Raw genomic sequence first — 22302 nt, 5'->3', positions numbered from 1 at the left:
CTCACGCCGGGGCCCCGCCGTGCGGGGTCACTTCACCAGGCGGATCGACATCGGGTAGCGGTAGAGCTGCCCCTCACCGGCCTTGACCCCGGCGATCACACCGAAGATCACCCCGACCAGCCAGGGCCCGCCGAGCAGGACGAACAGCACGCTGCCGAGGCCGAGGGTGACCACCGTGCCGCAGCACAGCACGATCGACAGCGCGACCGACGCGCCCAGCCAGGTGAGCTGGAAGTTGAGCGCCTCCACGGCGTGCGCCCGGACGGTCGGGGACTGCGCGCCGCGGCCCATCATGGCGATCAGTGGTGGCAGGAACCCCAGCCAGGCGGTGAAGAAGGTGGCGGCGGCGCCACCCCAGTGGGCGACCAGCGCCCAGGTCTTGTCCTCGCCGTTGGCGTAGCCGACCGGTGGGCCGTACGCCCCGCCGGTCGGATAGCCGACGCCCGGCGGAGGGTGGCCACCGGGCGGCGGGTAACCACCGGCGGGCGGGGGAGAGTCGCCGGCTGTGGGCTGCCCGGGAGCCCCGGACAGCGGTGCGGTGGGCTCGCCGCCTGCGGGCGGGCCGAACGGGGCCGAGGGCGGGGTCGGTTCCGGCTGGTACGGGCCGGGTTCCCCCGATCCCGGTGGGCGAGGTGGCTCAGTCATGACGTCACGGTAGGGGCTGGTGACAAGGGGACACCAGGGGACACTGGTCCCCTCGGCGCGCCGATCGGCCAGGCGTGGATCCACGACGGGCGGACGCCGGTGGACGGGCCGGTGGGTCGTGATCATCGCGTCGGCGGGGGTGCCGACGTAGACTGGCACTCGCTACAGTCGAGTGCCAAGATGCTCGCCCCGGTGCGCCGCAGGCCCCGGGCGGGCGCGCGAGGAGGTGGGGAGATGGGTCTCGACGACCGCAAGCTCGCCGTGCTGCGCGCGATCGTCGAGGACTACGTCGCCACGCAGGAGCCGGTGGGCAGCAGGGCGCTGGTCGAGCGGCACCAGCTGGGCGTCTCGCCGGCCACCGTGCGCAACGACATGGCGGTGCTGGAGGAGGAGGGGTACATCCGGCAGCCGCACACCAGTGCCGGCCGGGTGCCCACCGACCGCGGCTACCGGCTCTTCGTCGACCGGCTCTCCCGGGTCAAGCCGCTCAGCCCCGCCGAGCGGCGGGCCATCGAGCGGTTCCTGGTCGGCGCGGTCGACCTGGACGACGTGGTGCACCGCACCGTGCGGCTGCTGGCCCAGCTCACCCGCCAGGTGGCCGTGGTGCAGTACCCGTCGCTGGCCCGCTCCAAGGTGCGCCACCTGGAGCTGGTGCCGATCTCCACCACCCGGCTGATGCTGGTCATGATCGCCGACACCGGCCGGGTCGAGCAGCGGCTGGTCGAGCTGCCCGGCCCGATCCCCGCCGACGACGTCACCGACCTGCGCCGGCTGGTCAACGAGAAGCTGGTCGGCAGCCAGCTGACCGACACCCCGCCGCTGGTGCAGGCGCTGGTCGACGAGGCCACCCCGCAGCTGCGCGGCGCCATGACCACCCTCTCCACGGTGCTGCTGGAGACCCTCGTCGAACGGCACGAGGAGCGCATCGCGCTGGCCGGCACCGCCAACCTCACCCGGGGTGGCCTGCTCGACTTCCAGGGCTCGCTGCGACCCATCCTCGAGGCGCTCGAGGAGGAGGTGGTGATGCTCAAGCTCATCGGCGAGGCCGAGTCGACCACCACCCGGGTGCTGATCGGCGACGAGAACGAGATCGACAACCTGCGGGCCGCCTCCGTGGTCAGCACCGGATACGGCCCGGGGGCGACCGCGCTCGGCGGGCTCGGCGTGTTGGGGCCGACCCGGATGGACTACCCCGGCACCATCGCCACGGTGAGGGCCGTGGCACGCTACGTGGGCGAGCTGCTGGCCCAGAACTGATCCCCGACACCGGGCCGGCAGATGGCTCCGGCCGACGACCGCGCAACGCGACACGAACATGAGGACACGGAACGCAGTGGCCAGGGACTACTACGGCATTCTCGGCGTGAGCCGGGAAGCCTCCGACGACGAGATCAAGCGCGCCTACCGCAAGCTGGCGCGGCAGTTCCACCCGGACGTCAATCCGGACCCGGAGGCACAGGAGAAGTTCAAGGACATCAACGCCGCGTACGAGGTCCTCTCGGACGACCGGAAACGGCAGATCGTCGACCTGGGTGGCGACCCGCTCGCCCCGGGCGGCGGGGGCGCCGGCGGGCCGGGTGGCCCGGGCGGGGCCGGCCCGTTCGTCGGCTTCCAGGACATCATGGACGCGTTCTTCGGCGGCGCGGCCGGTGGCGGCGCCCGGGGGCCGCGCCCGCGTACCCGGCCGGGCGCCGACGCGATCCTGCGCCTGGAGCTCGACCTGCACGAGACGGCCTTCGGCGTCGAGGCGCCGATCACCGTCGACACGGCGGTGCTCTGCACCACCTGCTCCGGCGCCGGCACGGCGGCCGGCACCCACCTGGCCACCTGCGAGGCGTGCGGCGGTCGGGGCGAGGTCCAGTCGGTGCAGCGCACCTTCCTCGGCCAGGTCGTCTCGGCCCGCCCGTGCACCGTCTGCCAGGGCTACGGCACCACCATCCCGCACCCCTGCCCGACCTGCGCCGGTGACGGCCGGGTCCGGACCCGCCGCTCGCTGACCGTCAAGATCCCCGCCGGGGTCGAGGACGGCATGCGGATCCGGCTGGCCCAGCAGGGTGAGGTCGGCCCGGGTGGCGGCACCGCCGGCGACCTCTACGTCGAGATCCACGAGCGCCCGCACGACGTCTACTCCCGCAAGGGCGACGACCTGCACTGCCGGGTGACCGTGCCGATGACGGCCGCGGCGCTCGGCACCCGGCTCACCATCAAGACCCTGGACAGCGAGGAGCCGGTCGACGTGAAGCCGGGCACCCAGCCGGGCAGCACGCTGCGGCTGCGGGCCCGGGGCGTGCCGCACCTGCGTGGCACCGGCCGGGGCGACCTCTACGTCCACCTGGACGTCCGCACCCCCACCAAGCTCGACGCCGACCAGGAGAAGATGCTCCGCGACTTCGCCAAGACCCGCGGCGAGGAGGTCGCCGAGCTGACCAAGCAGGGCGGCTTCTTCTCCCGGATGCGCGACGCCTTCAACGGGCACGCCTGAGGTGTCGGCGCCGCTGTTCCTGGTCGAGGCGCTGCCCACCGCGGACACGCTGACCCTGGACGGACCGGAGGGCCACCACGCCGCCACCGTGCAGCGGCTGCGGGTCGGCGAGGAGCTGCTGCTCGCCGACGGGCGGGGCGGCACGGCCGCCGCCGAGGTCACCGCCGTCGGCAAGGGCACCCTCGACCTCCGGGTCACCTCCCGGGGGTACGTCGACGCCTCCGTCCCCCGGATCGTGGTGGTGCAGGGCATCGCCAAGGGCGACCGGGGCGAGCTGGCCGTACAGGCGATGACCGAGGTCGGCGTGGACGAGATCGTGCCCTGGGCGGCGTCCCGCTCCGTGGTGCAGTGGCGCGGCGATCGGGGCGTACGGGCCCGGGACAAGTGGGCGGCGACCGCCCGGGAGGCCGCCAAGCAGGCCCGCCGGGCGTGGCTGCCGGTGGTGGCCGGGACGCCCGACGAGTCCACCACCACGGTGGTACGCCGGCTGGCTGGGGCCGCCGCCGGGTTCGTGCTGCACGAGGAGGCGCAGGAGCGGCTGACCGCCGTCGAGCTGCCCGACGCGGGGGAGGTCGTGCTGGTGGTCGGCCCGGAAGGCGGCATCGCCCCGGCCGAACTGGCAGCGTTCCGCGAGGCCGGCGCCCGGCCGGTCCGGCTGGGCCCGACGGTGCTGCGCACCTCCACCGCCGGCGTCGCCGCCCTGAGCGTGCTGGCCACCCGCCTGCGCCGCTGGTGAGCGGGCCGCCCGGTCAGGGGCGGGGGAAGACGGGGACGGGTCGGCGGTGAGGTGCAGCGGGGCGGTCTCCGTCATGCCGGTGACCCTCACCCGCGATCGGGCGTCCTCCCGGCGGCGACCCTGACCGTTCGCTGAGCGTTCAGCTGCGCAGGTAGGAGGCGCCGTTGAGGTCCACGATGGTCCCGGACGCCCACTCCGCCTGCGGGCTGGCCAGCCAGTGCACGGCGGCGGCGATCTCGTCCGGACGGGCCACCCGGTTGAACGGCGACTGGGCCCGGATCGCGTCGCCCCGCTCACCGGCCAGGTGCGTCGTGGTCATGTCCGTCTCGACGAAGCCGGGCGCGACGGTCGCCACCGCGATCCCGTACGGCGCCAGGGCCAGCGCCAGCGACTGGCCGAGCGCGTTCAGGCCGGCCTTGCTCGCCCCGTACGCGGGCTGCTCCGGCTCGCCCCGGAAGGCGCCCCGGGACGACACGTTGACGATCCGGCCACCCCGCTCCCGCATGTGCTGCGCGGCGCACCAGGTGACGTTGGCGGCGCCGGTCAGGTTGGTCTCCACGACCAGCCGCCACTGTTCCCGCCACTGCTCGTAGGTGTTGCCGAAGACCGGGTGCGGCAGTTCCCGCGGGCCGTACACGCCGGCGTTGTTGACCAGCACGTCCAGCCCGCCCAGGGCCTGCGCCGCCGCGTCCACCATGGCCCGTACGCCGTCGGCGTCGGCCAGGTCGGCGCGGACCACGACGTGCCCGTCGCCGGGCAGTTCGGCCCGCACCTTCTCGGCCAGCTCCGCCGAGTCCCGGTGGTGGATCGCCACCCGGTCCCCGCCCGCCGCGAACGCCCGCGCCACCGCCGCGCCGATGCCGCGCGAGGCCCCCGTCACCAGTACCGCTCGTGAAGTCACGCGGCACATCATGCCGCAGGGGGACCTACGATGCCCCGATGGGAACCGACTGCCTGTTCTGCCGGATCGTCGCCGGGGAGATCCCGGCCACCATCGTGCGGGAGACCGACCGCACCCTCGCCTTCCGGGACATCGACCCGAAGGCGCCCATCCACGTGCTGGTGATCCCCAAGGAGCACTACGCCGACGTGGCGACCCTCGCCCTGGACGACCAGGAGCTGGCCGGGGAGCTGCTGGCCACCGCCGCGGCCGTCGCCGAGGAGGAGGGGCTGGACGCCGACGGCTTCCGGCTGATGTTCAACACCGGCGCGCACGGCGGCCAGGAGGTCTTCCACGTCCACGCCCACCTGCTCGGTGGCGCCCCGCTGGGGCCGATGCTCTGCCGCTGAGGCGGTTCTCAGCCGGCCAGCAGCTCGCGGGCGACGTCGTGGAGCAGCGCGTGCGCCGGCCCGGCCGCGTCCCGCCGCCAGGCCAGCGCCAGCGTCGCCGGGGGAGCGTCGTCGATCGGCACGAAGCTGACGCCGGGCGTGGCGGCGGTGGCGGCGAGCGGGGCGGGCACCGGCGCGCAGCCGGCGTCCGCGGCCACCGCGTCCAGCAGGGCGGCCACCGTGGGCGCCGGGGCGACGGCGGCGAGCGGGGGCGCGGGCACCAGCCGCCAGGCGGCCACGAAGACCGGGTCGACGTCGTCGGGGAGCGGGACCTGCGGCAGTCCGGCCAGGTCGTCGACGCGTACCGCCCCGGCCCGGGCCAGCGGGTGCCGGTCGGCGACGGCCAGCAGGCGCGGGTGGTCACGCAGCGGCTCCACGTGCAGGCCGGCCAGGGTCGCGGCGGTGTAGGGCGGCCACACGTACGCCGCGTCCGCCCGCCCGTCGCGGACCGCCCGGACATGGTCGGCGAAGGGTACGCCGGAAAGCGTCACCCGCAGCTGCGGGGCGCGCCGGCGCAGTGCCACCACCACCCCGGCCTTGCCCTCGTCGATGCTCGCCGCCAGGGTGGTCAGCGCCATCCGCCGGCCGGTGGCCCCGCCGGCCGCCCGGGCGGTGGAGCGCACCGCCTCGTCGGCCGCGGCGAGGAGCCGCTGGGCGTGGTCGAGGAACTCCCGGCCGGCGTCGGTCAGCTCGACCTGCCGGCGGGCCCGGGAGAACAGCTCCACGCCCAGCTCCGCCTCCAGGGCGCGGACCCGGGCCGACAGGGACGGCTGGGCCAGCCCCAGCTCCTGCGCGGCCCGGGTGAAGCTGCGCAGCTCGGCGGTCACCACGAACGCCCTGACCCGGTTCAGATCCACGCCCGCACTGTAGTGAGCCCGGTCACCGCGCCGCCCGTCGACACCTCCCGCGCGACGGCCCGTGGCCTGCTCCGATAGGCGTCGCCGAGGCTGGCCGAGGTGCCGTCTCTTGGACGCCGGCGGGGCGCCGGCGGGATCGTCGCCGGATGGACCGCATCGTGCTCTACGGGGCCACCGGCTACATCGGCGCCCTGACCGCCCGTACCGCCGTCGACCGGGGACTGCGGCCGGTGCTGGCCGGCCGGAACGCCGACCGCCTGGGCCGGCTCGCCGCCGAACTCGGGCTCCCCGCCCGGACCGCCGCGCTGGACGACCCGGCGGCCCTGGACGCCCTCCTCTCCGACGCCGCGGTGCTGCTCAACGCCGCCGGCCCGTTCGCGCGTACCCAGGCGCCCCTGCTCGACGCGTGCCTGCGCACCGGCACCCACTACCTGGACCTGTCCGGGGAGGCCGCGGAGTTCACCGCCGTCCGGGCCCGCGACGCGGAGCTGCGCGCCGCCGGGGTGATGGCGTTGCCCGGTGCGGGTTTCGGGGTGGTCCCCACCGACGCGATGGCGGTCCACCTGATCCGGCGGCTGCCGACGGCGGACCGGCTGGAACTCTCCTTCGCCACCCGGGGCGCGGTCTCCCGGGGCACCCTGGAGACCCTCCTCGCCGGCCTCGGCGGCCCCGGGGTGTGGCGTCGGGGCGGCCGGCTCGTCCCGGTCCACCCGGCCGGCGAGCGGCGCCGGTTCCACCACGACGGCCGCACCGTCACCGTGCACGCCAATCCCTGGCGGGCCGACGTGGTCTCCGCCGGCACGTCGACCGGGGTGCCGGACGTGTCGGCGTTCACCGCGTTCCCCGCGCCGGTGGTGCTGGCCATGCGGCTGGCCCGCCGGGTGCCCGCCCTGGTGACCGCCGCGCCGAGCCGGCGGCTCCAGGCCCGGCTGCTGCGCCGGCTGCCGGCCGGCCCCACCGCGGGGCAGCTCGCCGCCGGCGCTGCCGTCGTTCACGGAGTCGCCACCGATTCCGCCGGGGGCCGGGTCGCGGCACTGCTCACCGGCCCCGACGCGTACCTCTGGACGGCCCACGCCGCGGTCGAGCTGCTGGCCCGGACGGCGGCCGGTGGCGCGGCACCCGGGTACGCCACCCCGGCGCAGCGGTTCGGGCTGGAGGTCGCCCTGACCACCCCGGGCACCGCGCTGCGGGACCTCGGGTGACCGCCCCGGACTGGCCGGCCGGCCTGACCCCCGACCGGGCGCCGGTGCACACCCGCAACGAGCTGCTGGTGCCGTTGCCACCGGCGCGGGTGTGGCAGCGGCTGGTGGCGGCGCCGGCCTGGCCCGACTGGTACGCGGGCGCCCGCGACGTGGCGCTCCCCGCCGGCCGCGGCGAGCTGGGGCCGGGGGTGGTCTTCGACTGGACCACGCTGGGCGTGCGCGTGCGCTGCCGGGTGGACCTGTGGCGGCCGTACGCGGCGCTGGGCTGGAGTGGCCGGGCACTCGGCTCGACGGGGCACCACCGGTGGCTGCTCACCGCCGAGGGCGACGGGACCCGGGTGGTCACCGAGGAGGTGCAGGCCGGTCCGGTGCCGGCCGTCGGCAGGTGGTGGCTGCGCCGCTCCCTGCTGGGCTGGCACCAGCGCTGGCTGGCGGGCCTGGCCGGCGGACCGGGGACTGCCCCCGGAGCGGGCCGGCCCGTAGGGTGACGGCGTGACGGACGTGAACGACCGGCTCGGCCGGATTGTGCGCCGGGTGCAGGCCGACGCCCGGGTGCCCGCCCTCGCGGCGGCCCTGCACCGGGCCGACCGCCCGCTCTGGAGCTGCGCGGCGGGCGGCACCGGCAACGGCACCCCGCTGGACGCCGACACCGTGTTCCGGATCGGCTCGGTCACCAAGACCTTCACCGCGGTGCTCGTGCTCCAGTGCCGCGACGACGGGCTGCTCGACCTGGACGACCCGATCGGCCGGCACCTGGACCTGCCCGCGCACGGCGAGCTGCCGGTCCGCCGGCTGCTCTCGCACACCTCCGGCCTGCAACGCGAGCCGCACGGCGACGTCTGGGACAGCCTGCGCGCCCCGGACGCCGACCAGCTCCTCGCCGAGCTGGCCCGGGTGGAGCGGGTGCTCCCGCCGGCCCGCCGCTACCACTACTCCAACCTCGGGATGGCGCTGCTCGGGGCGCTGGTCGGCCGGCTGCGCGGCGGGACCTGGGCGCAGGTGCTGACCGAGCGGGTGCTCGACCCGCTCGGGCTCACCGGCACCGCCGTCCGGCCGGGGGAGCGGGCCGCCACCGGTTTCCTGGTCGACGCGTACTCCGACGAGGCCCACCCGGAGCCACCCACCGACTTCGGCGCGGTCGGTCCGGCCGCGCAGCTCTGGAGCACGGCGCCCGACATGGCCCGCTGGGCGGCCTTCCTGGCCGACCCGGCGGCGCTGGATCCGGCCGGCGCGGTGCTGACCCCGGCCACCGTCGACGAGATGCGCTGGCCGCTGACCGTGACCGACGAGACGGCCTGGGGCACCGGCTTCGGCCTCGGGCTGATCCTCGTGCCGCAGGGCGGCCGGGTGACGCACGTCGGACACGACGGCGCGATGCCGGGCTTCCTGGCCGCCGTCTACGGCCGCCGGGGCGGGGAGGGCACGGCCGGCGCGATGGGCGCCGCGGTGCTCGCCTCCTCCGGCACCGCCGCGGAGATCTTCGACCTGCCGCACCGGCTGCTCGCCACGGCGGCCGAGCACGACCCGGCGGAGATCACCCCCTGGCGGCCGGGACCGCCCGCGCCGGAGCACCTGCGCGGGATGCTGGGCCGCTGGTGGGGTGAGGGTTTCGAGTACGTCTTCTCCTGGCACGACGGCACCCTGCGGGCGCGCGGCGCGGACGACCCGGCCGGCAAGCCGCCGGCGGTCTTCGCCCCGTTGCCGGAGCGACCCGACGTGTTCCGCACGGTCTCCGGCCGGGAGGTCGGCGAGCTGCTCCGGCTGACCCGCGACGAACGCGGCGTGGTCGTGCGGATGCACTGGGCGACGTACCGGTTCACCAGCACCCAGGAGACCTTCGACGGGTACGACTTCCGCGCCGGGAGTTGACCTTCGGGCGCTGGAAATGGGCGAGGTGCGTCCGGTGTTGACCCGATACGATGGGAGCAACGTCCGTCCGCCGCGCCAGCTGGGCCCGGCACCGAGATCGAGAGCAGGTGGCGCAGGGCCCGACGGGCCCGATCTATGACCGGCACCCCACCTCCCGGCCCGCCCCGCGTGCAGACCAGGATCACGGTCCCCGACCCGAAGATCATGGTCAACCTCCTCGGCGCGGGTGACGAGATCCTGCGGCTCGTCGAACGCTCGGTCACCAGTGACGTCCACGTCCGCGGCAACGAGATCACCATCACCGGCGCGCCCGCGGACAACGCCCTCGCCGAGCGGCTCTTCAGTGAGCTGATCGAACTCATCGAGAAAGGCGAGACCCTGACCACTGACGCGGTGCGGCGCACCGTCGGCATGCTCGAACAGGGCACCGCCGAGCGGCCCGCCGAGGTCCTGACGCTCAACATCCTCTCCCGGCGCGGGCGCACCATCCGTCCCAAGACCCTCGGCCAGAAGAAGTACGTCGACGCGATCGACGCGAACACCATCGTCTTCGGCATCGGGCCGGCCGGCACCGGCAAGACCTACCTCGCCATGGCGAAGGCCGTCCAGGCGCTCCAGGCCAAGCAGGTCGACCGGATCATCCTCACCCGGCCGGCGGTCGAGGCGGGGGAGCGGCTGGGCTTCCTGCCGGGCACCCTCAACGAGAAGATCGACCCGTACCTGCGGCCGCTCTACGACGCGCTGCACGACATGCTCGACCCGGAGACCATCCCCAAGCTGATGGCCGCCGGCACCATCGAGGTCGCGCCGCTGGCGTACATGCGGGGCAGGACCCTGAACAGCGCGTTCATCATCCTGGACGAGGCGCAGAACACCACGCCCGAGCAGATGAAGATGTTCCTGACCCGCCTCGGCTTCGGTTCCAAGATCGTGGTGACCGGTGACGTCACCCAGGTGGACCTTCCCGGCGGGACCACCAGCGGCCTGCGGGTGGTCCGGGAGATCCTGAGCAACGTCGAGGACGTGCACTTCGCCCAGCTCTCCAGCTCGGACGTGGTCCGCCATCGACTGGTCGGCGAGATCGTCGACGCGTACGCCCGCTGGGACGAGCGGGAGAACCAGCAGGCGCAGGGCGTGCACGCCGTGCCCGGGCGGCCCGCCCAGGGCGGCCGGGCAAGCCGGCGCCGTTAATTTCCACCAGAGGAAGACAGTTGTCCATCGAGATCGCCAACGAGTCCGGTGTCGAGGTCGACACCGACGCCGTGCTCGCCGTGGCCCGGCACGCGCTCGACGAGATGGGGGTCAACCCCCTCGCCGAGCTCTCCGTGCTGCTGGTCGACGTCGGCTACATGACCGAGCTGAACCACCGCTGGATGGGTGGTGACGGTCCGACCGACGTGCTCGCCTTCCCCATGGACGAGGGCAGCGTCGACCACGGGCCCGGTGAGGCCGCCTCCGCCGGTGGCGAGCCGGCCCTGCTCGGCGACATCGTGCTCTGCCCGGAGGTGGCGGCCAAGCAGGCGGCCACCGCCGGTCACTCCGCCGCCGACGAGCTGCACCTGCTCACCGTGCACGGGGTGCTGCACCTGCTCGGCTACGACCACGCCGAGCCGGAGGAGGAGCGCGAGATGTTCGGGCTCCAGGCCAAACTGCTGGCCAGTTGGCGGTCGACCCGGTCCCGGTGATGTCCTCCCCGACACTCGCGGCCGGCCCCGCCGGCCTTCCTGACCTGCAACTGATCTTCTTCGCCGCCGGTCTGGTGGTGCTCGCCGGCCTGATCGCGATGACCGAGGCGGCGCTGGCCGCGGTCTCCCCGGCCCGGGCCGCCGAGCTGGCCCGGGACGGTGCCCGTGGCGCGCGTACCCTCCAGGCGGTCGCCGGTGACGTGGTCCGCCACCTCAACCTGTTGCTGCTGTTGCGGCTGCTGGCCGAGCTGACCGCGACCACGCTGGTCGCGCTGGTCGCGGTGGACAGCTTCGGCGCCGGCTGGCGGGCCGCGCTGGTCACCGCGGGCGCGATGACCGTGGTCAGCTTCGTGGTGGTCGGCGTGGCGCCGCGCACGATCGGCCGGCAGCACGCGTACGCGGTCGGCCGTGCGGTGGCGCCGTTGGTGCGCTGGCTGGGCCGGGCGCTCAACCCGCTCGCCTCGCTGCTGATCCTGATCGGCAACGCGGTCACCCCGGGCAAGGGTTTCCGGGAGGGGCCGTTCGCCAGCCAGATCGAGCTGCGTGAGCTGGTCGACCTGGCCGAGCAGCGCGGTGTGGTCGAGCACGGCGAGCGGCAGATGATCCACTCGGTCTTCGCGTTGGGTGACACCATCGCCCGCGAGGTGATGGTGCCGCGTACCGAGATGGTGTGGATAGAGGAGGGCAAGACCCTCTCCCAGGCGCTGGCGCTCTTCCTGCGGTCCGGCTTCTCCCGGATCCCGGTGATCGGCGAGAGCGTCGACGACGTGCTCGGCGTGCTCTACCTCAAGGACCTGATCCGGCGTACCCGGGGTGGTGACCCGCGCGCCCACCAGACGCCGGTGTCGGAGCTGATGCGTCCGGCGACCTTCGTGCCCGAGTCTAAGCCGGTCGACGACCTGCTCTCGGAGATGCAGGCCGCCCGCAACCACCTGGTGATCGTCGTCGACGAGTACGGCGGCACCGGTGGACTGGTCACCATCGAGGACATCCTGGAGGAGATCGTCGGGGAGATCACCGACGAGTACGATGTCGAGCGCCCGCCGGTGGAGCACCTGCCCGACGGCTCGGTCCGGGTCACCGCGCGCCTGCCGGTGGAGAACCTGGGCGAGCTGTTCGACACCGAGCTGCCCACCGACGAGGTGGAGACGGTCGGTGGCCTGCTGGCCCAGGCGCTCGGCCGGGTCCCGATCCCCGGGGCCGCGGCCGAGGTGGCGGGGCTCCGGCTGGTCGCCGAGGGCACCACCGGCCGGCGTAACCGGATCGACTCGGTGCTGGTCAGCCGGGTCGAGTCGACCGAGGGGCAGGACGCCCCGGGGCGCGGCGAGCACGCCGAGTCCCGCAACCACCCGAACCGATCCGAGGAGAGGCTGCCCGCCGATGCCTGAGTCCGCTGCCGTACCGGCCGCCCGGCCCACCCCGTCCGACCCGGCCGAGTTGAGCGCCGAGGACGGCAAGCTGGTCGTCCTGGCCCGGGGTGCGCGCGGCCGGGTGGCCGCCGTGGAGGGCGCGGCCGTCCGTGACCAGGACGGCCGGACGTACGCGGCGGCCAGCGTCTCGCTGCCGTCGCTGACGCTGACCGCGTTGCAGCTCGCCGTCGCCTCGGCGGTCGCCGCCGGGGCGAGCCGGCTGGAGGCGGCCGTGGTGGTCACCGAGGCTTCGACACTGGACGGTGCGGGACACGCGGCGGTCCGCGACCTGGCCGCCGACGCGCCGATCCACGTGGCGGCGCCGGACGGCACGGTCCTCGGCACGGTGGTCGAGTGACCGGGGCAGCCCAGCCGCAGGAACGCCCGTACCGGGCGGGTTTCGCCTGTTTCGTCGGGCGGCCGAACGCCGGCAAGTCGACGCTGACCAACGCCATCGTCGGGCAGAAGATCGCCATCACCTCGAACAAGCCGCAGACCACCCGGCACGTGATCCGGGCGGTGCTGCACCGTCCCGAGTCGCAGCTGGTGCTGGTCGACACCCCCGGGCTGCACCGCCCCCGCACGCTGCTGGGCGAGCGGCTGAACGACCTGGTCCGCTCCACCTGGAGCGAGGTCGACGTGATCGGGCTCTGCATCCCGGCGGACGAGCCGATCGGCCGTGGCGACCGGTTCATCACCGGCGAGCTGGCCGAGTTGAAGGCGACCGTCATCGCGGTGGTGACCAAGACCGACCTCGTGGACAAGAAGCGGCTGGCCGAGCAGTTGTTGGCGGTCAGCGAGCTGGGCGAGTTCGCCGACGTGGTGCCGGTCAGCGCGGTCTCCGGGCACCAGGTGGAGACGCTGGTCGACGTGATGACCGGCTACCTGCCGCCGTCGCCGCAGCTCTATCCCGACGACATGCTCACCGACGATCCGGAGCAGGTGCTGGTCGCCGAGCTGATCCGGGAGGCCGCCCTGGAGGGGGTCCGCGACGAGCTGCCGCACTCCATCGCGGTGGTGGTCGAGGAGATGATCCCCGAAGGCCAGGTCATCAAGATCTACGCCGACGTGTACGTCGAGCGGCCCAGCCAGAAGGCGATCGTGCTCGGTCACAAGGCGAGCCGGCTCAAGCACGTGGGCACGACCGCCCGCAAGCAGATCGAGGAGCTGCTGGGCAGCCGGGTCTACCTGGACCTGCACGTCCGGGTGGCCAAGGACTGGCAGCGCGACCCGAAGCAGCTGCGCAAGCTCGGCTTCTGACCGGCGCGGACAAGATCGGCGCGAGTTGCGGCAGGTCGGTGCTTTCCCGCCGCGTTCAAGGCCGTCCTGCCGCATCTGGTGCGGCGTCCGACGGGCGGGGGCAGGGGGCCAGAAGTGCCTGTCGGTGCCTACGGACTTGAGAGCGTGGACGACTCAGGCCGGCGGACCCGGCCCCCGCTCCGCTGAGTCGTTGGTGCTCTCAAGTTCGTAGGCGCCGCAACGAGTCCCCCGGGGCGGTCGGCGAGAACGGCGATGGGTGCCGGCTGCTGCATTGGTCCGGTTCGTTCTGGTTGCCCGCCCTGGTGTTCCGACCGACGATCCGGGCTGGTCTGGCATATGGGATGTTTCACTTTGCGTCGGCTCGGTTGGCCGTTTGTCGTCGCCGCGCCGCAGGGTAGGGAACGCTTCACCCCCTGCCCCCGGAGACAGATCCAGGCCGATGCGAAACCGATACTTGGACCTGCTGCGCTTCCTGGCGATCCTCCGCGTGGTCGTCTACCACGTGACCGGCTACGCCGTGCTGACCCTGGTCTTCCCGGCCATGTCGGTCATGTTCGCGCTGGCCGGGTCGCTGATGGCGGCGTCGCTGGACCGGTCCGGCGTACGCGCGGTGGGACGCCGGCTGCGTCGCCTGCTGCCCTCGCTGTGGGTGGTGGCGGCGGTCTTCGTGCCGGCGATGCTGCTCACCGGCCTGCCGTTCACCAGTCGGGTGCTGCTGTGGCTCTTCCCGGTGGCCGACCCGCCGGCCAACCACTGGGGGGCGCTCGCGCTGAGCGTCATCTGGTACCTACGCGACTACCTCTGGTTCGTGCTCGCCTCGCCGGTCGCGCTGTGGCTGTTCCGCCGGGCGCCCGTGCCCACCCTCGCCACCCCGTACGCGCTGCTCGCCGCGATCGAGTTCGGCCTGCTGCCGGGCGCCCCGCTGGTGCTGCGCGAGTTCGGGCTCTACTTCGGCGCCTGGATGCTCGGCTTCGCCCACCACGACGGACTGCTCCGCCGGCTGGCCAACCGGGTGCTGGTGCCGGTGGCCCTGGTGGTGGGCGCCGTGGGCTGGGCGTGGATCCTCACCCATCCGGGTGCCCGCGGCTACGACCTCAACGACATCCACCTGGGCAACGCGCTCTGGTCCACCGCGTTCATCCTGGTCATGTTGGGTCGGGCGCCGGCCGGCGCCGCGTGGGTCGACCGCAGCGCGCTGTTCAGCCGGGCGGTCACCGTGGTCAACCGGCGGGCGCTGACCATCTACCTCTGGCACATGCCCTTCGTGATCGCCCTCACTCCGCTGGTCGACGTGGTCGGGATGTCCCGCACCGACCCGGTGGGCCTGGCGATCCGGGTGCTGCTGGTCTTCGCCCTGGTCGGGGTGGTTACCCTGCTGGTCGGCTGGGTGGAGGACGTCGCGGCCCGGCGCCGTCCGGAGCTGATCCCCGGCGGACGCCGTACCCCAGCCGCCGCGCCGACCAGCCCCGCGCCGGCCGGGCCGGCCGTGCCGGTGCTCGTCGGGGGTCGCCCGCCCGGCCAGCGCCAGGCCGAGGCCAGCGTCGTCGGATACCTCAGCGGGCGGTGAGCGTCACGTTGCCGCTGTCGGCGCTGACGTCCAGCAGCACGGTTGCCTTGGGGTCGTCGGCGAGCCCGATGTCCTTGTTGCCGGAGTCCGCCCGGGCGCGGACCCGGTAGGCGCCCGGAGGCACCAGCACCGACACGTCGCCACTGGCGGCGTGGGCGCGGACCGCGGTCGGGGCGCTCACGTCGAGGGTGATGTTGCCCGAGTCGGCATCGGCGTCGACCGGACCGGCGAGCCGGGTGCCGGTGACGTCGCCGGAGTTGGCCCTCAGCCGGACCGGCCCGGTCAGGTCGGACACCTCGACGTTGCCCGAGTTGGCCTCGATCCGGACCGGTCCGGTGGCCCCCGCCACCCGCACGTCACCGGAGCGGACGGTGAACTGCACCTCCCCGGTGCCGGCCAGCTCGACGTTGCCGGAGGCGGTCTCGCCGCGTACCGGGACGCCCTTGGGGAGCGTGACGTCGTAGGAGATCGAGCAGCGCGGCCCGCAGTCGGTGTCCAGCACCAGTTCGCCGCCGTCGACCCGCCAGGTCTGCCCCGGCTGGTCACCCTGGTAGCGCAGGGTGCGCTTCACCCGTACCTGCCCGGCCGGGCCGGTGCCGTGCAGCACCACGTCGCCCGCGCCGCGCAGCACGGTGACCCGATCGATCCGGGCCTGCTCGGTGGTGTCGAAGTCGAGCCGGCGGGAGGCGATGGTGTCGCACCCGGCAAGGACGATCAGCAGGGCGGCGGCACCGGCTGCGCGGCGGACGCGGGGAGAGGACATGGCAGCACGCTACGACCGCCCGACCGAGGGCACATCGGGGTTCCGCCGCCGGCACACCCCGAACAGACCCTGAATTCCTACCCTGAGGGAGAATGACCGGATGGCCGGATACCGCCGTCAGCTCTACCGCGACGACGCGGTGGTGCTGCGCGTGCAGAAACTCGGCGAGTCCGACCGGATCATCACCCTGCTCACCCGCCGGCACGGCCGGCTGCGCGCGGTGGCCCGTGGGGTACGCCGCACCACCAGCAAGTTCGGGGCCCGGCTGGAGCCGTTCGGGCACGTGGACGTGCAGCTCGCCGGCGACCCGAAGGGCAACACCGGCAGCGCCCTGCACAGCGTCAGCCAGGTCGAGGGGATCGACCTCTACGGCAAGCGGTTCCTCGGGGACTACCCCCGCTACACGGCGGCCAGCGCGATCGCCGAGACCGCCGAGCGGCTCACCCCGGTCGAGCGGGAGCCGTCGCTGCGGCTGTTCCAGCTCACCCTCGGCGCGTTGAAGTCGCTCGCCCGGGGGGAGCACGCCACCACGCTGGTGCTCGACGCGTACCTGCTGCGCGGGATGACCCTGGCCGGGTGGGCGCCGGCGCTCACCGCGTGCGCGGTGTGTGGCACCCCCGGCCGACACCGGGCGTTCTCCGTGCCGGCCGGCGGCGCGGTCTGCCCGGACTGCCGGCCACCCGGCGCGGCCCACCCCGCGCCGGCCACCATCGACCTGATGTCCGCGCTGACCAGCGGCGACTGGGTGCTCGCCGACGCCACCGAGACCGGCGTACGCCGGGAGTGCAGCGGCCTGGTCGCGGCGCACCTGCAGTGGCACCTGGAACGCGCGCTACGCTCGCTGCCGCTGGTCGACCGGGGGGCCACCCCGATGGCCGGCCCGGTCCGCCAGGCCGGCCCCGGCGGGCTGCCGGGCCGGGTCGGCGAGGCCGGGGCAGTGGACGTGAGCAGGGAGATGACCGAGTGATCCGATCGATGAGGGCCGGCCGGCGTGAGCCGGTGCCGCCGACACCGCACCCGTCGGGCGCCCGGCCGCCGGCGCTGCCCGCCGAGGCGAAGCCGAAGCACGTGGCGGTGGTGATGGACGGCAACGGCCGCTGGGCCAAGGACCGCGGGCTGCCCCGTACCAAGGGCCACGAGGCGGGCGAGCACTCCCTCTTCGACACCATCGAGGGCGCGATCGAGCTGGGCATCCCCTACCTCTCGGCGTACGCCTTCTCCACCGAGAACTGGCGGCGCTCCCCGGAGGAGGTCCGCTTCCTGATGGGCTTCAACCGGGACGTCATCCGGCGTCGCCGGGACCAGCTCGTCGAGCTGGGCGTACGCGTGGTCTGGTCGGGGCGGGCCGGTCGACTGTGGAAGAGCGTCATCTCCGAGCTGCAGACCGCGGAGGAGATGTCCCGCGGCAACTCCACGCTGACCCTGCAGTTCTGCGTGAACTACGGCGGTCAGGCGGAGATCGCCGACGCCGCCGCGGCCATCGCCCGGGACGTGGCCGCCGGAAGGCTGCACCCGGACAAGGTCACCGAGAAGACCATCGCCAAGTACCTCTACCACCCGGAGATCCCGGAGGTGGACCTGTTCCTGCGCCCCTCCGGCGAGGAACGGATCTCCAACTTCCTGCTCTGGCAGACCGCGTACGCCGAACTGGTCTTCCTGGACACGCTCTGGCCGGACTTCGACCGCCGCCACCTCTGGTACGCCTGCGAGCTGTACGCGCAGCGCGACCGGCGCTTCGGCGGCGCCCTGCCGAACCCGGTGGCCCCGCAGGGCCCGGGTCACGCTTAGCCCGAGCCGGGGCTGGGTATCACCTTCATCGCAGCAGACAAACGCGGAGGTGAACCCACATGATTCAGAAGCGCATCGCCCAGTGGGCGTTCATGGCGGTCGCCGTGCCGCTGGCGGCGGCCGGCGCACGTCGGCTCAGCCACTCGCTGGAGGCCAAGCGTGGCCCGTCCGGCGTGAGCCGACTGCTCAACAAGGGCGCGGACATGCTCCGTCCCCAGAAGGCCAAGCGTCGCCGGTTCTTCTGAGCCGGTAGGTACGGCGCCGCACGTCCCCCGGACGTGCGGCGCCGTCGCGTTTCACCACCCCTCGGGTACGCCGACAGTAGGGTCGGCCGCGGGGGTGCGCGATGGTGGAGCTGCGAGACAAGATGATCACGGCGTTGGCCGCCGCCGACCTGGCCGGCCCGGCCCGGGAGCAGGTCGCCGCGGTCTGCGCGGAGGTCGCCGAGCGGCACTGCCAGGAGTTCGGACACGCCCCTGCCGTACGCTCCGGCGAGATCGGCGAACTGGCCGACGGGGAGCCGGCGCTCGGCTGGGCACCCACCGAACCCGGCCAGCGAGCCTGGTGACCGCAGGGGCGGCGCGGCCGCACCCGCTCTGACACCCTGGACCGGTGACCGGACGCCGGGTGCCCTGGGACGAGGACGCGTACCTGCGTCGGGTGCGGGCCGCCTGCTTCGTCTGCGAGGCGCTGGCCGGGAATCCCGACTACCGGCACCACGAGCTGCACCGCGACGACGACGCCGTGGTCTTCCTCAGCCGGTGGCCGTGGCTGCGCGGGCACACCCTGGTCGCCCCGGTGCGGCACCGGGAACGGGTCGTCGGCGACTTCACCACCGAGGAATACCTGCGTCTGCAGCGGGTCCTGCACGCCACCGGCGCGGCGCTGGAGAACACCCTGACGGTCGAGCGGCTCTACGTGCTCAGCCTCGGCAGTCAGCAGGGCAACTGCCACGTCCACTGGCACGTGGCGCCGCTGCCGCCCGGCGTGCCCTACGCCGAGCAGCAACTCGCCGCCCTCGACGGTGACCGGGGCTGGCTCGACGTGCCGGCGGACGAGCAGGCCGAGCTTGCCGGGCGGCTGCGGGACGCGCTCGCCCGGCTGCTCGACACGTGACCGGGGTCAGGCCTGCACCTCGGAGCGGTCGCCGGCCCAGAGGGTGTGGAAGGTGCCTTCCCGGTCCACCCGGTGGTAGGTGTGCGCGCCGAAGTCGTCCCGCAGGCCCTGGATCAGGGCGGCCGGCAGCCGCTCGGCGCGCAGCGCGTCGAAGTAGGCCAGTGACGACGAGAATGCCGGCGTCGGCACTCCGGCCCGGGCCGCGTCGGCGACCACCCGCCGCCAACCCGGCACGCCGTCGGAGACCCGCTCGGCGAACCACGGCGCCACCAGCAGCGTGGTCAGTTCCGGCTCGGCGTCGTACGCCTCCCGGATCCGGTCGAGGAAGCGGGCCCGGATGATGCAGCCGCCCCGCCAGATGGTGGCGGTGCCGCCGAGGCCGATGTCCCAGTCGTACTCCCGGCTGCCGGCCCGGATGTGGTCGAAGCCCTGCGCGTACGCGACGATCTTGCTGGCCAGCAGCGCGCGCCGGACGTCCTCGACGAAGGTGTCCCGGTCGTCGACCTGCCACTTCTCGCCCGCGTCGCCGAAGGCGCGGCGGGCCTCGGCGCGTTGGTCGGCGTGTCCGGACAGCGACCGGGCGAAGGTCGCCTCGGCGATGCCGGTGATCGGGATGCCGAGGTCCAGCGCGCTCTGCACCGTCCACCGGCCGGTGCCCTTCTGCTCGGCCTGGTCGAGCACCACGTCGACGAACGGGCGGCCGGTCGCCGCGTCGGTGTGCGCCAGCACGTCGGCGGTGATCTCGATGAGGAAGGACTCCAGCTCGCCGCCGTTCCACTCCCGGAAGATCTCCGCGATCTCCGCCGGGCTCGCCGACAGGCCGGCCCGCAGCAGGTCGTACGCCTCGGCGATGAGCTGCATGTCGGCGTACTCGATGCCGTTGTGGACCATCTTGACGAAGTGGCCGGCGCCGTCGGGGCCGATGTGCCGGCAGCACGGGGTGCCGTCCACCTGCGCGGCGATCTTCTCGAACATCGGGCCGAGCTTCTGGTAGGACTCGGCCGAACCGCCGGGCATGATGCTCGGACCGAGCAGCGCGCCCTCCTCGCCGCCGGAGACGCCGGTGCCGACGAAGTGCAGCCCGTGCCCGCGCAGCGCCTCCTCCCGGCGGCGGGTGTCGGCGAAGTGCGCGTTGCCGGCGTCGACGATGATGTCCCCCTCCTCGAGCAGCGGGACCAGCTCGTCGATCACCGCGTCGGTGGGGGCGCCCGCCTTCACCATCACGATCACCGCGCGTGGACGCTCCAGCGAGGCGACGAAGTCCGCCATGGACTCCGCCGGCACGAAGGTGCCCTCGTCGCCGTGCTCGGCCACCAGGCTGCGGGTGCGCTCGGGCGACCGGTTGTGCAGCGCCACCCGGAAGCCGTTGCGGGCGAGGTTGCGGGCCAGGTTGCGCCCCATCACCGCCAGCCCGGTGACCCCGATCTGCGCCGTCGCCTGCTGTGCCATGCGTACCGCCACCCTTCGTCTTCGATCCCGCGTCCTGCTTCGATGCCCGTCCTGCGACCGTATCGCGGCCGACGACGCACCGGGTCCGGTCGTCGACGGTGGGTACGCGAGCGGGCACGCAGTGCCGCGCCTGCCGGTCAGCCCTGGGCCAGGCGGGCCTCGACGTGGGCGACCTTGGCGGTCATCGCGTCGGTGACGCCGGGGCGGACGTCGGCCTTGAGCACCAGGCTGACCCGGGGCGCCTGCGTGGCGACCGTGTCGACGGCCCGCTTGACCACCGCCATCACCTCGTCCCACTCGCCCTCGACGGTGGTGAACATGGCGTCGGTCCGGTTGGGCAGCCCGGACTCGCGGACCACCCGGACCGCGTCGGCGACGAGGTCGCCGACGGACTCACCCACGCCGAGCGGGGTGATGGAGAACGCGATCAGCATGCCTGTGATCGTGTCAGGGATCCGGGCCGGCGTCCGTACCCGTTGCACCGGTCGCGGCGTGACCGGCCGAATTCTTGTGCCAGCCAATTCGGATGCGGTCCCGACCGGCCCTCGGCTAGCGTGCCGGTATGCGCATCTGACGCCCACCTTCCGAGCCGGCCCGCCGCCATCGCCGCGGTCCGTGCCCCGGGCGTCCGCATCCCCACCCTTCTCCGGTGGCGTTCGCGTGGTCGGTCGCCCGGTTCGTCCCTGCCCGTCGACCGCCCGCCGTGGTGGCGCGGTCGCCCCGTCGAAGGAGGAACCGTATGCCAGCCAAGCGCAGTTCCCGCTCGTCCCGTCCGTCCCGCCCGCTGCGGGAGTCCGGTGCGCAGAAGGGGCGCGAGCCGGATCCGGGCACGCTCACCGGTGCGACGGATCTCGCCGGCCCGCCCGCGTCGCCGGTGACCGGTACCGCCCTTCTGCCGGCGCTGTCCGTCGGGCTGTCTGGAACGGAAGGGCCTGGCCTGCCGCAGGCCGAGATCCGGCCGGTGGCTGATGGGCGTACGGCTGATCGGCGGTCTACACCGCCGCCGTCCCGTTCGGGCGCGCCGGTCCGTAAGGGCGCCACGACGGCCGCCGTCCCGAGCCGCCGGTACGCCTTCCGGCGCAGCTGATCGCCCGGGCACAGCTGACCGTTCACCAGCCATGATCGACTCCGCCTGCGGCATCCTGGCCTTCCCGGTCCATGGAAGGCGCGCCTCGCGGCAGCCGGAGTCGATCATGGTCTGGATGGCGCCGGTTGCGGCACGTGGAGTCGGCCCTGGCTCGGCGGTCAGCCGATCAGCGGGCGGAACGTCCCCAGCAGCACGCTCACCGTCAGCGCCGCCCCGGCAAGCACCGCCGCCCCGGCGATCAGCGCCCAGTCCGCGGCCCCGAACCGCTGCCGGCGGGCCACGCTCCGGGGGACACCGGCGTCGAAGCCGCGGGCGTCCATCGCGACGGCCAGCCGGGTGCCCCGGCGGATCGCCCCGACCAGCAGCGCGAACGCGGTCGAGACGAAGAGCCGCAGCTTGGCCACGGGGTTGCGACCGGCGTCCACGCCCCGGGCCCGACGGGCCATGCTGATCATCTGCCACTCCTGCCCGAGCAGCGGCACCAGCCGGAACGCGGCCAGCGCGCCGATCGCGAACCGGGCCGGCGCCTTCGCGTTCTGGACCAGCGCGTCGGCCAGGTCGGTGGCGTCGGTGGTGGCGAAGACGATGATGCCGGGCAGCGCCACGGCCAGCAGCCGCAGCACCAGCCCGAGCGCGGTGACCAGCACCCCGGAGGTGACCAGGACCGGGCCGGCGTCGAGCAGTACCCGGCCGGAGCGGTCGGCGGCGAAGAGCACCAGGGTGACCAGGACGCCGACGGCGCTGGCCAGCAGCGGCCAGGCCCGCCGGGCCAGCAGCCGGTAGCGGACGCCGAACAGCGGCAGCACGGCCAGCTCGACGGCGATGGCCAGCGCCGGGGCCACCGGATCCAGGGTGGCGAGCAGGACGAACGAGAAGACCAGCGCGGCGGCCACCTTCGCCACCGGGTTGCGCCTGGCCAGCGGCGCACCGGGCGCGGCGATCGGCTCGATGTCGATCACGGGCGACGCTCCGAGGTGGCCGGCCGGCCGGCGACCGGGCCGACGGCCCCTGCGCCGTCATGGCGGACGGCCGCGACGTCGCCGCGACGGCGGGCGGCG

General features: G+C 74.1%; 25 protein-coding genes. 18 read left to right on the top strand and 7 right to left on the bottom strand.

The features are described from left to right. Positions 1–27: 27 nt before the first annotated feature. Entirely contained in the window at positions 28–645 is a 618-nt protein-coding gene (locus tag GA0074704_RS24795; RefSeq protein ID WP_088972715.1) for a DUF4870 domain-containing protein, read from the bottom strand. Positions 646–879: 234 nt separating this feature from the next. Here GA0074704_RS24795 and hrcA point away from each other — a divergent pair, with 234 nt between their 5' ends. The 3 genes from hrcA to GA0074704_RS24780 all read left to right on the top strand — a co-directional run bounded on the left by hrcA (position 880) and on the right by GA0074704_RS24780 (position 3863). Further along, positions 880–1902, top strand: a complete 1023-nt coding sequence (gene hrcA / locus GA0074704_RS24790; RefSeq protein WP_088972714.1) for a heat-inducible transcriptional repressor HrcA — start codon at positions 880–882, stop codon at positions 1900–1902. A 76-nt stretch (positions 1903–1978) separates the two neighbouring features. Further along, entirely contained in the window at positions 1979–3127 is a 1149-nt protein-coding gene (gene dnaJ / locus GA0074704_RS24785) for a molecular chaperone DnaJ (protein ID WP_172880983.1), read from the top strand. Between the two features lies 1 nt (position 3128). After that, positions 3129–3863, top strand: a complete 735-nt coding sequence (locus GA0074704_RS24780; protein WP_088972712.1) for a 16S rRNA (uracil(1498)-N(3))-methyltransferase — start codon at positions 3129–3131, stop codon at positions 3861–3863. A gap of 139 nt (positions 3864–4002) precedes the next feature. Here the strand turns inward: GA0074704_RS24780 and GA0074704_RS24775 are convergent, their stop codons facing one another. Continuing rightward, complete coding sequence (locus tag GA0074704_RS24775) at positions 4003–4764, bottom strand: SDR family NAD(P)-dependent oxidoreductase (RefSeq protein WP_088972711.1); 762 nt, start codon at positions 4762–4764, stop codon at positions 4003–4005. Between the two features lie 38 nt (positions 4765–4802). Here GA0074704_RS24775 and GA0074704_RS24770 point away from each other — a divergent pair, with 38 nt between their 5' ends. Further along, a complete protein-coding gene (locus tag GA0074704_RS24770; RefSeq protein WP_088972710.1) occupies positions 4803–5153 on the top strand; it encodes a histidine triad nucleotide-binding protein in 351 nt (116 codons plus the stop codon). Positions 5154–5161: 8 nt separating this feature from the next. Here GA0074704_RS24770 and GA0074704_RS24765 read toward each other — a convergent pair whose 3' ends face one another. Continuing rightward, positions 5162–6049, bottom strand: coding sequence for a LysR family transcriptional regulator (locus GA0074704_RS24765; RefSeq protein ID WP_088972709.1), 888 nt, complete (start codon positions 6047–6049; stop codon positions 5162–5164). 146 nt (positions 6050–6195) lie between these two features. Here GA0074704_RS24765 and GA0074704_RS24760 point away from each other — a divergent pair, with 146 nt between their 5' ends. The 9 genes from GA0074704_RS24760 to GA0074704_RS24720 all read left to right on the top strand — a co-directional run bounded on the left by GA0074704_RS24760 (position 6196) and on the right by GA0074704_RS24720 (position 15041). Next, positions 6196–7251 carry a saccharopine dehydrogenase family protein gene (locus GA0074704_RS24760; protein ID WP_088972708.1) on the top strand — a complete coding sequence of 352 codons (1056 nt, stop codon included), beginning with the start codon at positions 6196–6198 and terminating at the stop codon, positions 7249–7251. After that, positions 7248–7739, top strand: coding sequence for an SRPBCC family protein (locus GA0074704_RS28945; RefSeq protein ID WP_157743788.1), 492 nt, complete (start codon positions 7248–7250; stop codon positions 7737–7739). Before GA0074704_RS24760 ends, GA0074704_RS28945 begins: the two co-directional genes overlap by 4 nt. A 4-nt stretch (positions 7740–7743) precedes the next feature. Further along, positions 7744–9120 (top strand): serine hydrolase domain-containing protein, encoded by a 1377-nt coding sequence (locus GA0074704_RS24750; RefSeq protein WP_088972707.1) that lies wholly within the window; start codon positions 7744–7746, stop codon positions 9118–9120. Between the two features lie 135 nt (positions 9121–9255). Beyond that, entirely contained in the window at positions 9256–10311 is a 1056-nt protein-coding gene (locus GA0074704_RS24745; RefSeq protein WP_088972706.1) for a PhoH family protein, read from the top strand. Positions 10312–10331: 20 nt separating this feature from the next. Next, complete coding sequence (gene ybeY, locus GA0074704_RS24740; protein WP_088972705.1) at positions 10332–10805, top strand: rRNA maturation RNase YbeY; 474 nt, start codon at positions 10332–10334, stop codon at positions 10803–10805. Next, positions 10781–12193 carry a hemolysin family protein gene (locus GA0074704_RS24735; protein ID WP_088972704.1) on the top strand — a complete coding sequence of 471 codons (1413 nt, stop codon included), beginning with the start codon at positions 10781–10783 and terminating at the stop codon, positions 12191–12193. The genes ybeY and GA0074704_RS24735 overlap by 25 nt, the downstream gene beginning before the upstream one ends. After that, positions 12186–12572, top strand: coding sequence for a cytidine deaminase (locus tag GA0074704_RS24730; RefSeq protein WP_088972703.1), 387 nt, complete (start codon positions 12186–12188; stop codon positions 12570–12572). Before GA0074704_RS24735 ends, GA0074704_RS24730 begins: the two co-directional genes overlap by 8 nt. Then, positions 12569–13474 (top strand): GTPase Era, encoded by a 906-nt coding sequence (era, locus tag GA0074704_RS24725; protein WP_088972702.1) that lies wholly within the window; start codon positions 12569–12571, stop codon positions 13472–13474. The genes GA0074704_RS24730 and era overlap by 4 nt, the downstream gene beginning before the upstream one ends. A 439-nt stretch (positions 13475–13913) precedes the next feature. After that, complete coding sequence (locus GA0074704_RS24720) at positions 13914–15041, top strand: acyltransferase family protein (RefSeq protein ID WP_157743787.1); 1128 nt, start codon at positions 13914–13916, stop codon at positions 15039–15041. Here GA0074704_RS24720 and GA0074704_RS24715 read toward each other — a convergent pair. Continuing rightward, positions 15028–15804 (bottom strand): DUF4097 family beta strand repeat-containing protein, encoded by a 777-nt coding sequence (locus GA0074704_RS24715; protein ID WP_088972701.1) that lies wholly within the window; start codon positions 15802–15804, stop codon positions 15028–15030. The genes GA0074704_RS24720 and GA0074704_RS24715 overlap by 14 nt on opposite strands. A gap of 100 nt (positions 15805–15904) precedes the next feature. On the opposite strand from GA0074704_RS24715, the gene recO reads away from it, so the two are divergent. The 5 genes from recO to GA0074704_RS24690 all read left to right on the top strand — a co-directional run bounded on the left by recO (position 15905) and on the right by GA0074704_RS24690 (position 18708). Then, a complete protein-coding gene (recO, locus tag GA0074704_RS24710; RefSeq protein WP_088972700.1) occupies positions 15905–16771 on the top strand; it encodes a DNA repair protein RecO in 867 nt (288 codons plus the stop codon). An 8-nt stretch (positions 16772–16779) separates the two neighbouring features. Continuing rightward, entirely contained in the window at positions 16780–17592 is an 813-nt protein-coding gene (locus GA0074704_RS24705) for an isoprenyl transferase (protein WP_088972699.1), read from the top strand. A 59-nt stretch (positions 17593–17651) separates the two neighbouring features. Next, on the top strand, positions 17652–17837 hold the full coding sequence (locus tag GA0074704_RS24700) for a hypothetical protein (RefSeq protein WP_088972698.1): 186 nt from the start codon (positions 17652–17654) through the stop codon (positions 17835–17837). 101 nt (positions 17838–17938) lie between these two features. After that, the gene (locus GA0074704_RS24695; protein ID WP_088972697.1) at positions 17939–18160 is read left to right on the top strand and encodes a thioredoxin reductase; all 222 of its coding nucleotides are present in this window, start codon (positions 17939–17941) and stop codon (positions 18158–18160) included. Between the two features lie 44 nt (positions 18161–18204). Continuing rightward, positions 18205–18708, top strand: coding sequence for an HIT family protein (locus GA0074704_RS24690; RefSeq protein ID WP_088972696.1), 504 nt, complete (start codon positions 18205–18207; stop codon positions 18706–18708). A gap of 6 nt (positions 18709–18714) precedes the next feature. Here the strand turns inward: GA0074704_RS24690 and gndA are convergent, their stop codons facing one another. The 3 genes from gndA to GA0074704_RS24675 form a co-directional block, all read right to left on the bottom strand. Next, on the bottom strand, positions 18715–20157 hold the full coding sequence (gene gndA / locus GA0074704_RS24685) for an NADP-dependent phosphogluconate dehydrogenase (protein ID WP_088972695.1): 1443 nt from the start codon (positions 20155–20157) through the stop codon (positions 18715–18717). Positions 20158–20294: 137 nt separating this feature from the next. Then, a complete protein-coding gene (locus tag GA0074704_RS24680; RefSeq protein ID WP_088972694.1) occupies positions 20295–20591 on the bottom strand; it encodes an MTH1187 family thiamine-binding protein in 297 nt (98 codons plus the stop codon). Positions 20592–21402: 811 nt separating this feature from the next. Next, the gene (locus GA0074704_RS24675; RefSeq protein ID WP_088972693.1) at positions 21403–22203 is read right to left on the bottom strand and encodes an energy-coupling factor transporter transmembrane component T family protein; all 801 of its coding nucleotides are present in this window, start codon (positions 22201–22203) and stop codon (positions 21403–21405) included. Positions 22204–22302 lie beyond the last annotated feature (99 nt).

It is taken from the genome of Micromonospora siamensis, from assembly GCF_900090305.1.
GTDB lineage: Bacteria > Actinomycetota > Actinomycetes > Mycobacteriales > Micromonosporaceae > Micromonospora > Micromonospora siamensis.
Note: the sequence above shows the minus strand (reverse complement) of the source record. Positions and strands in the feature narration are given on the sequence as shown.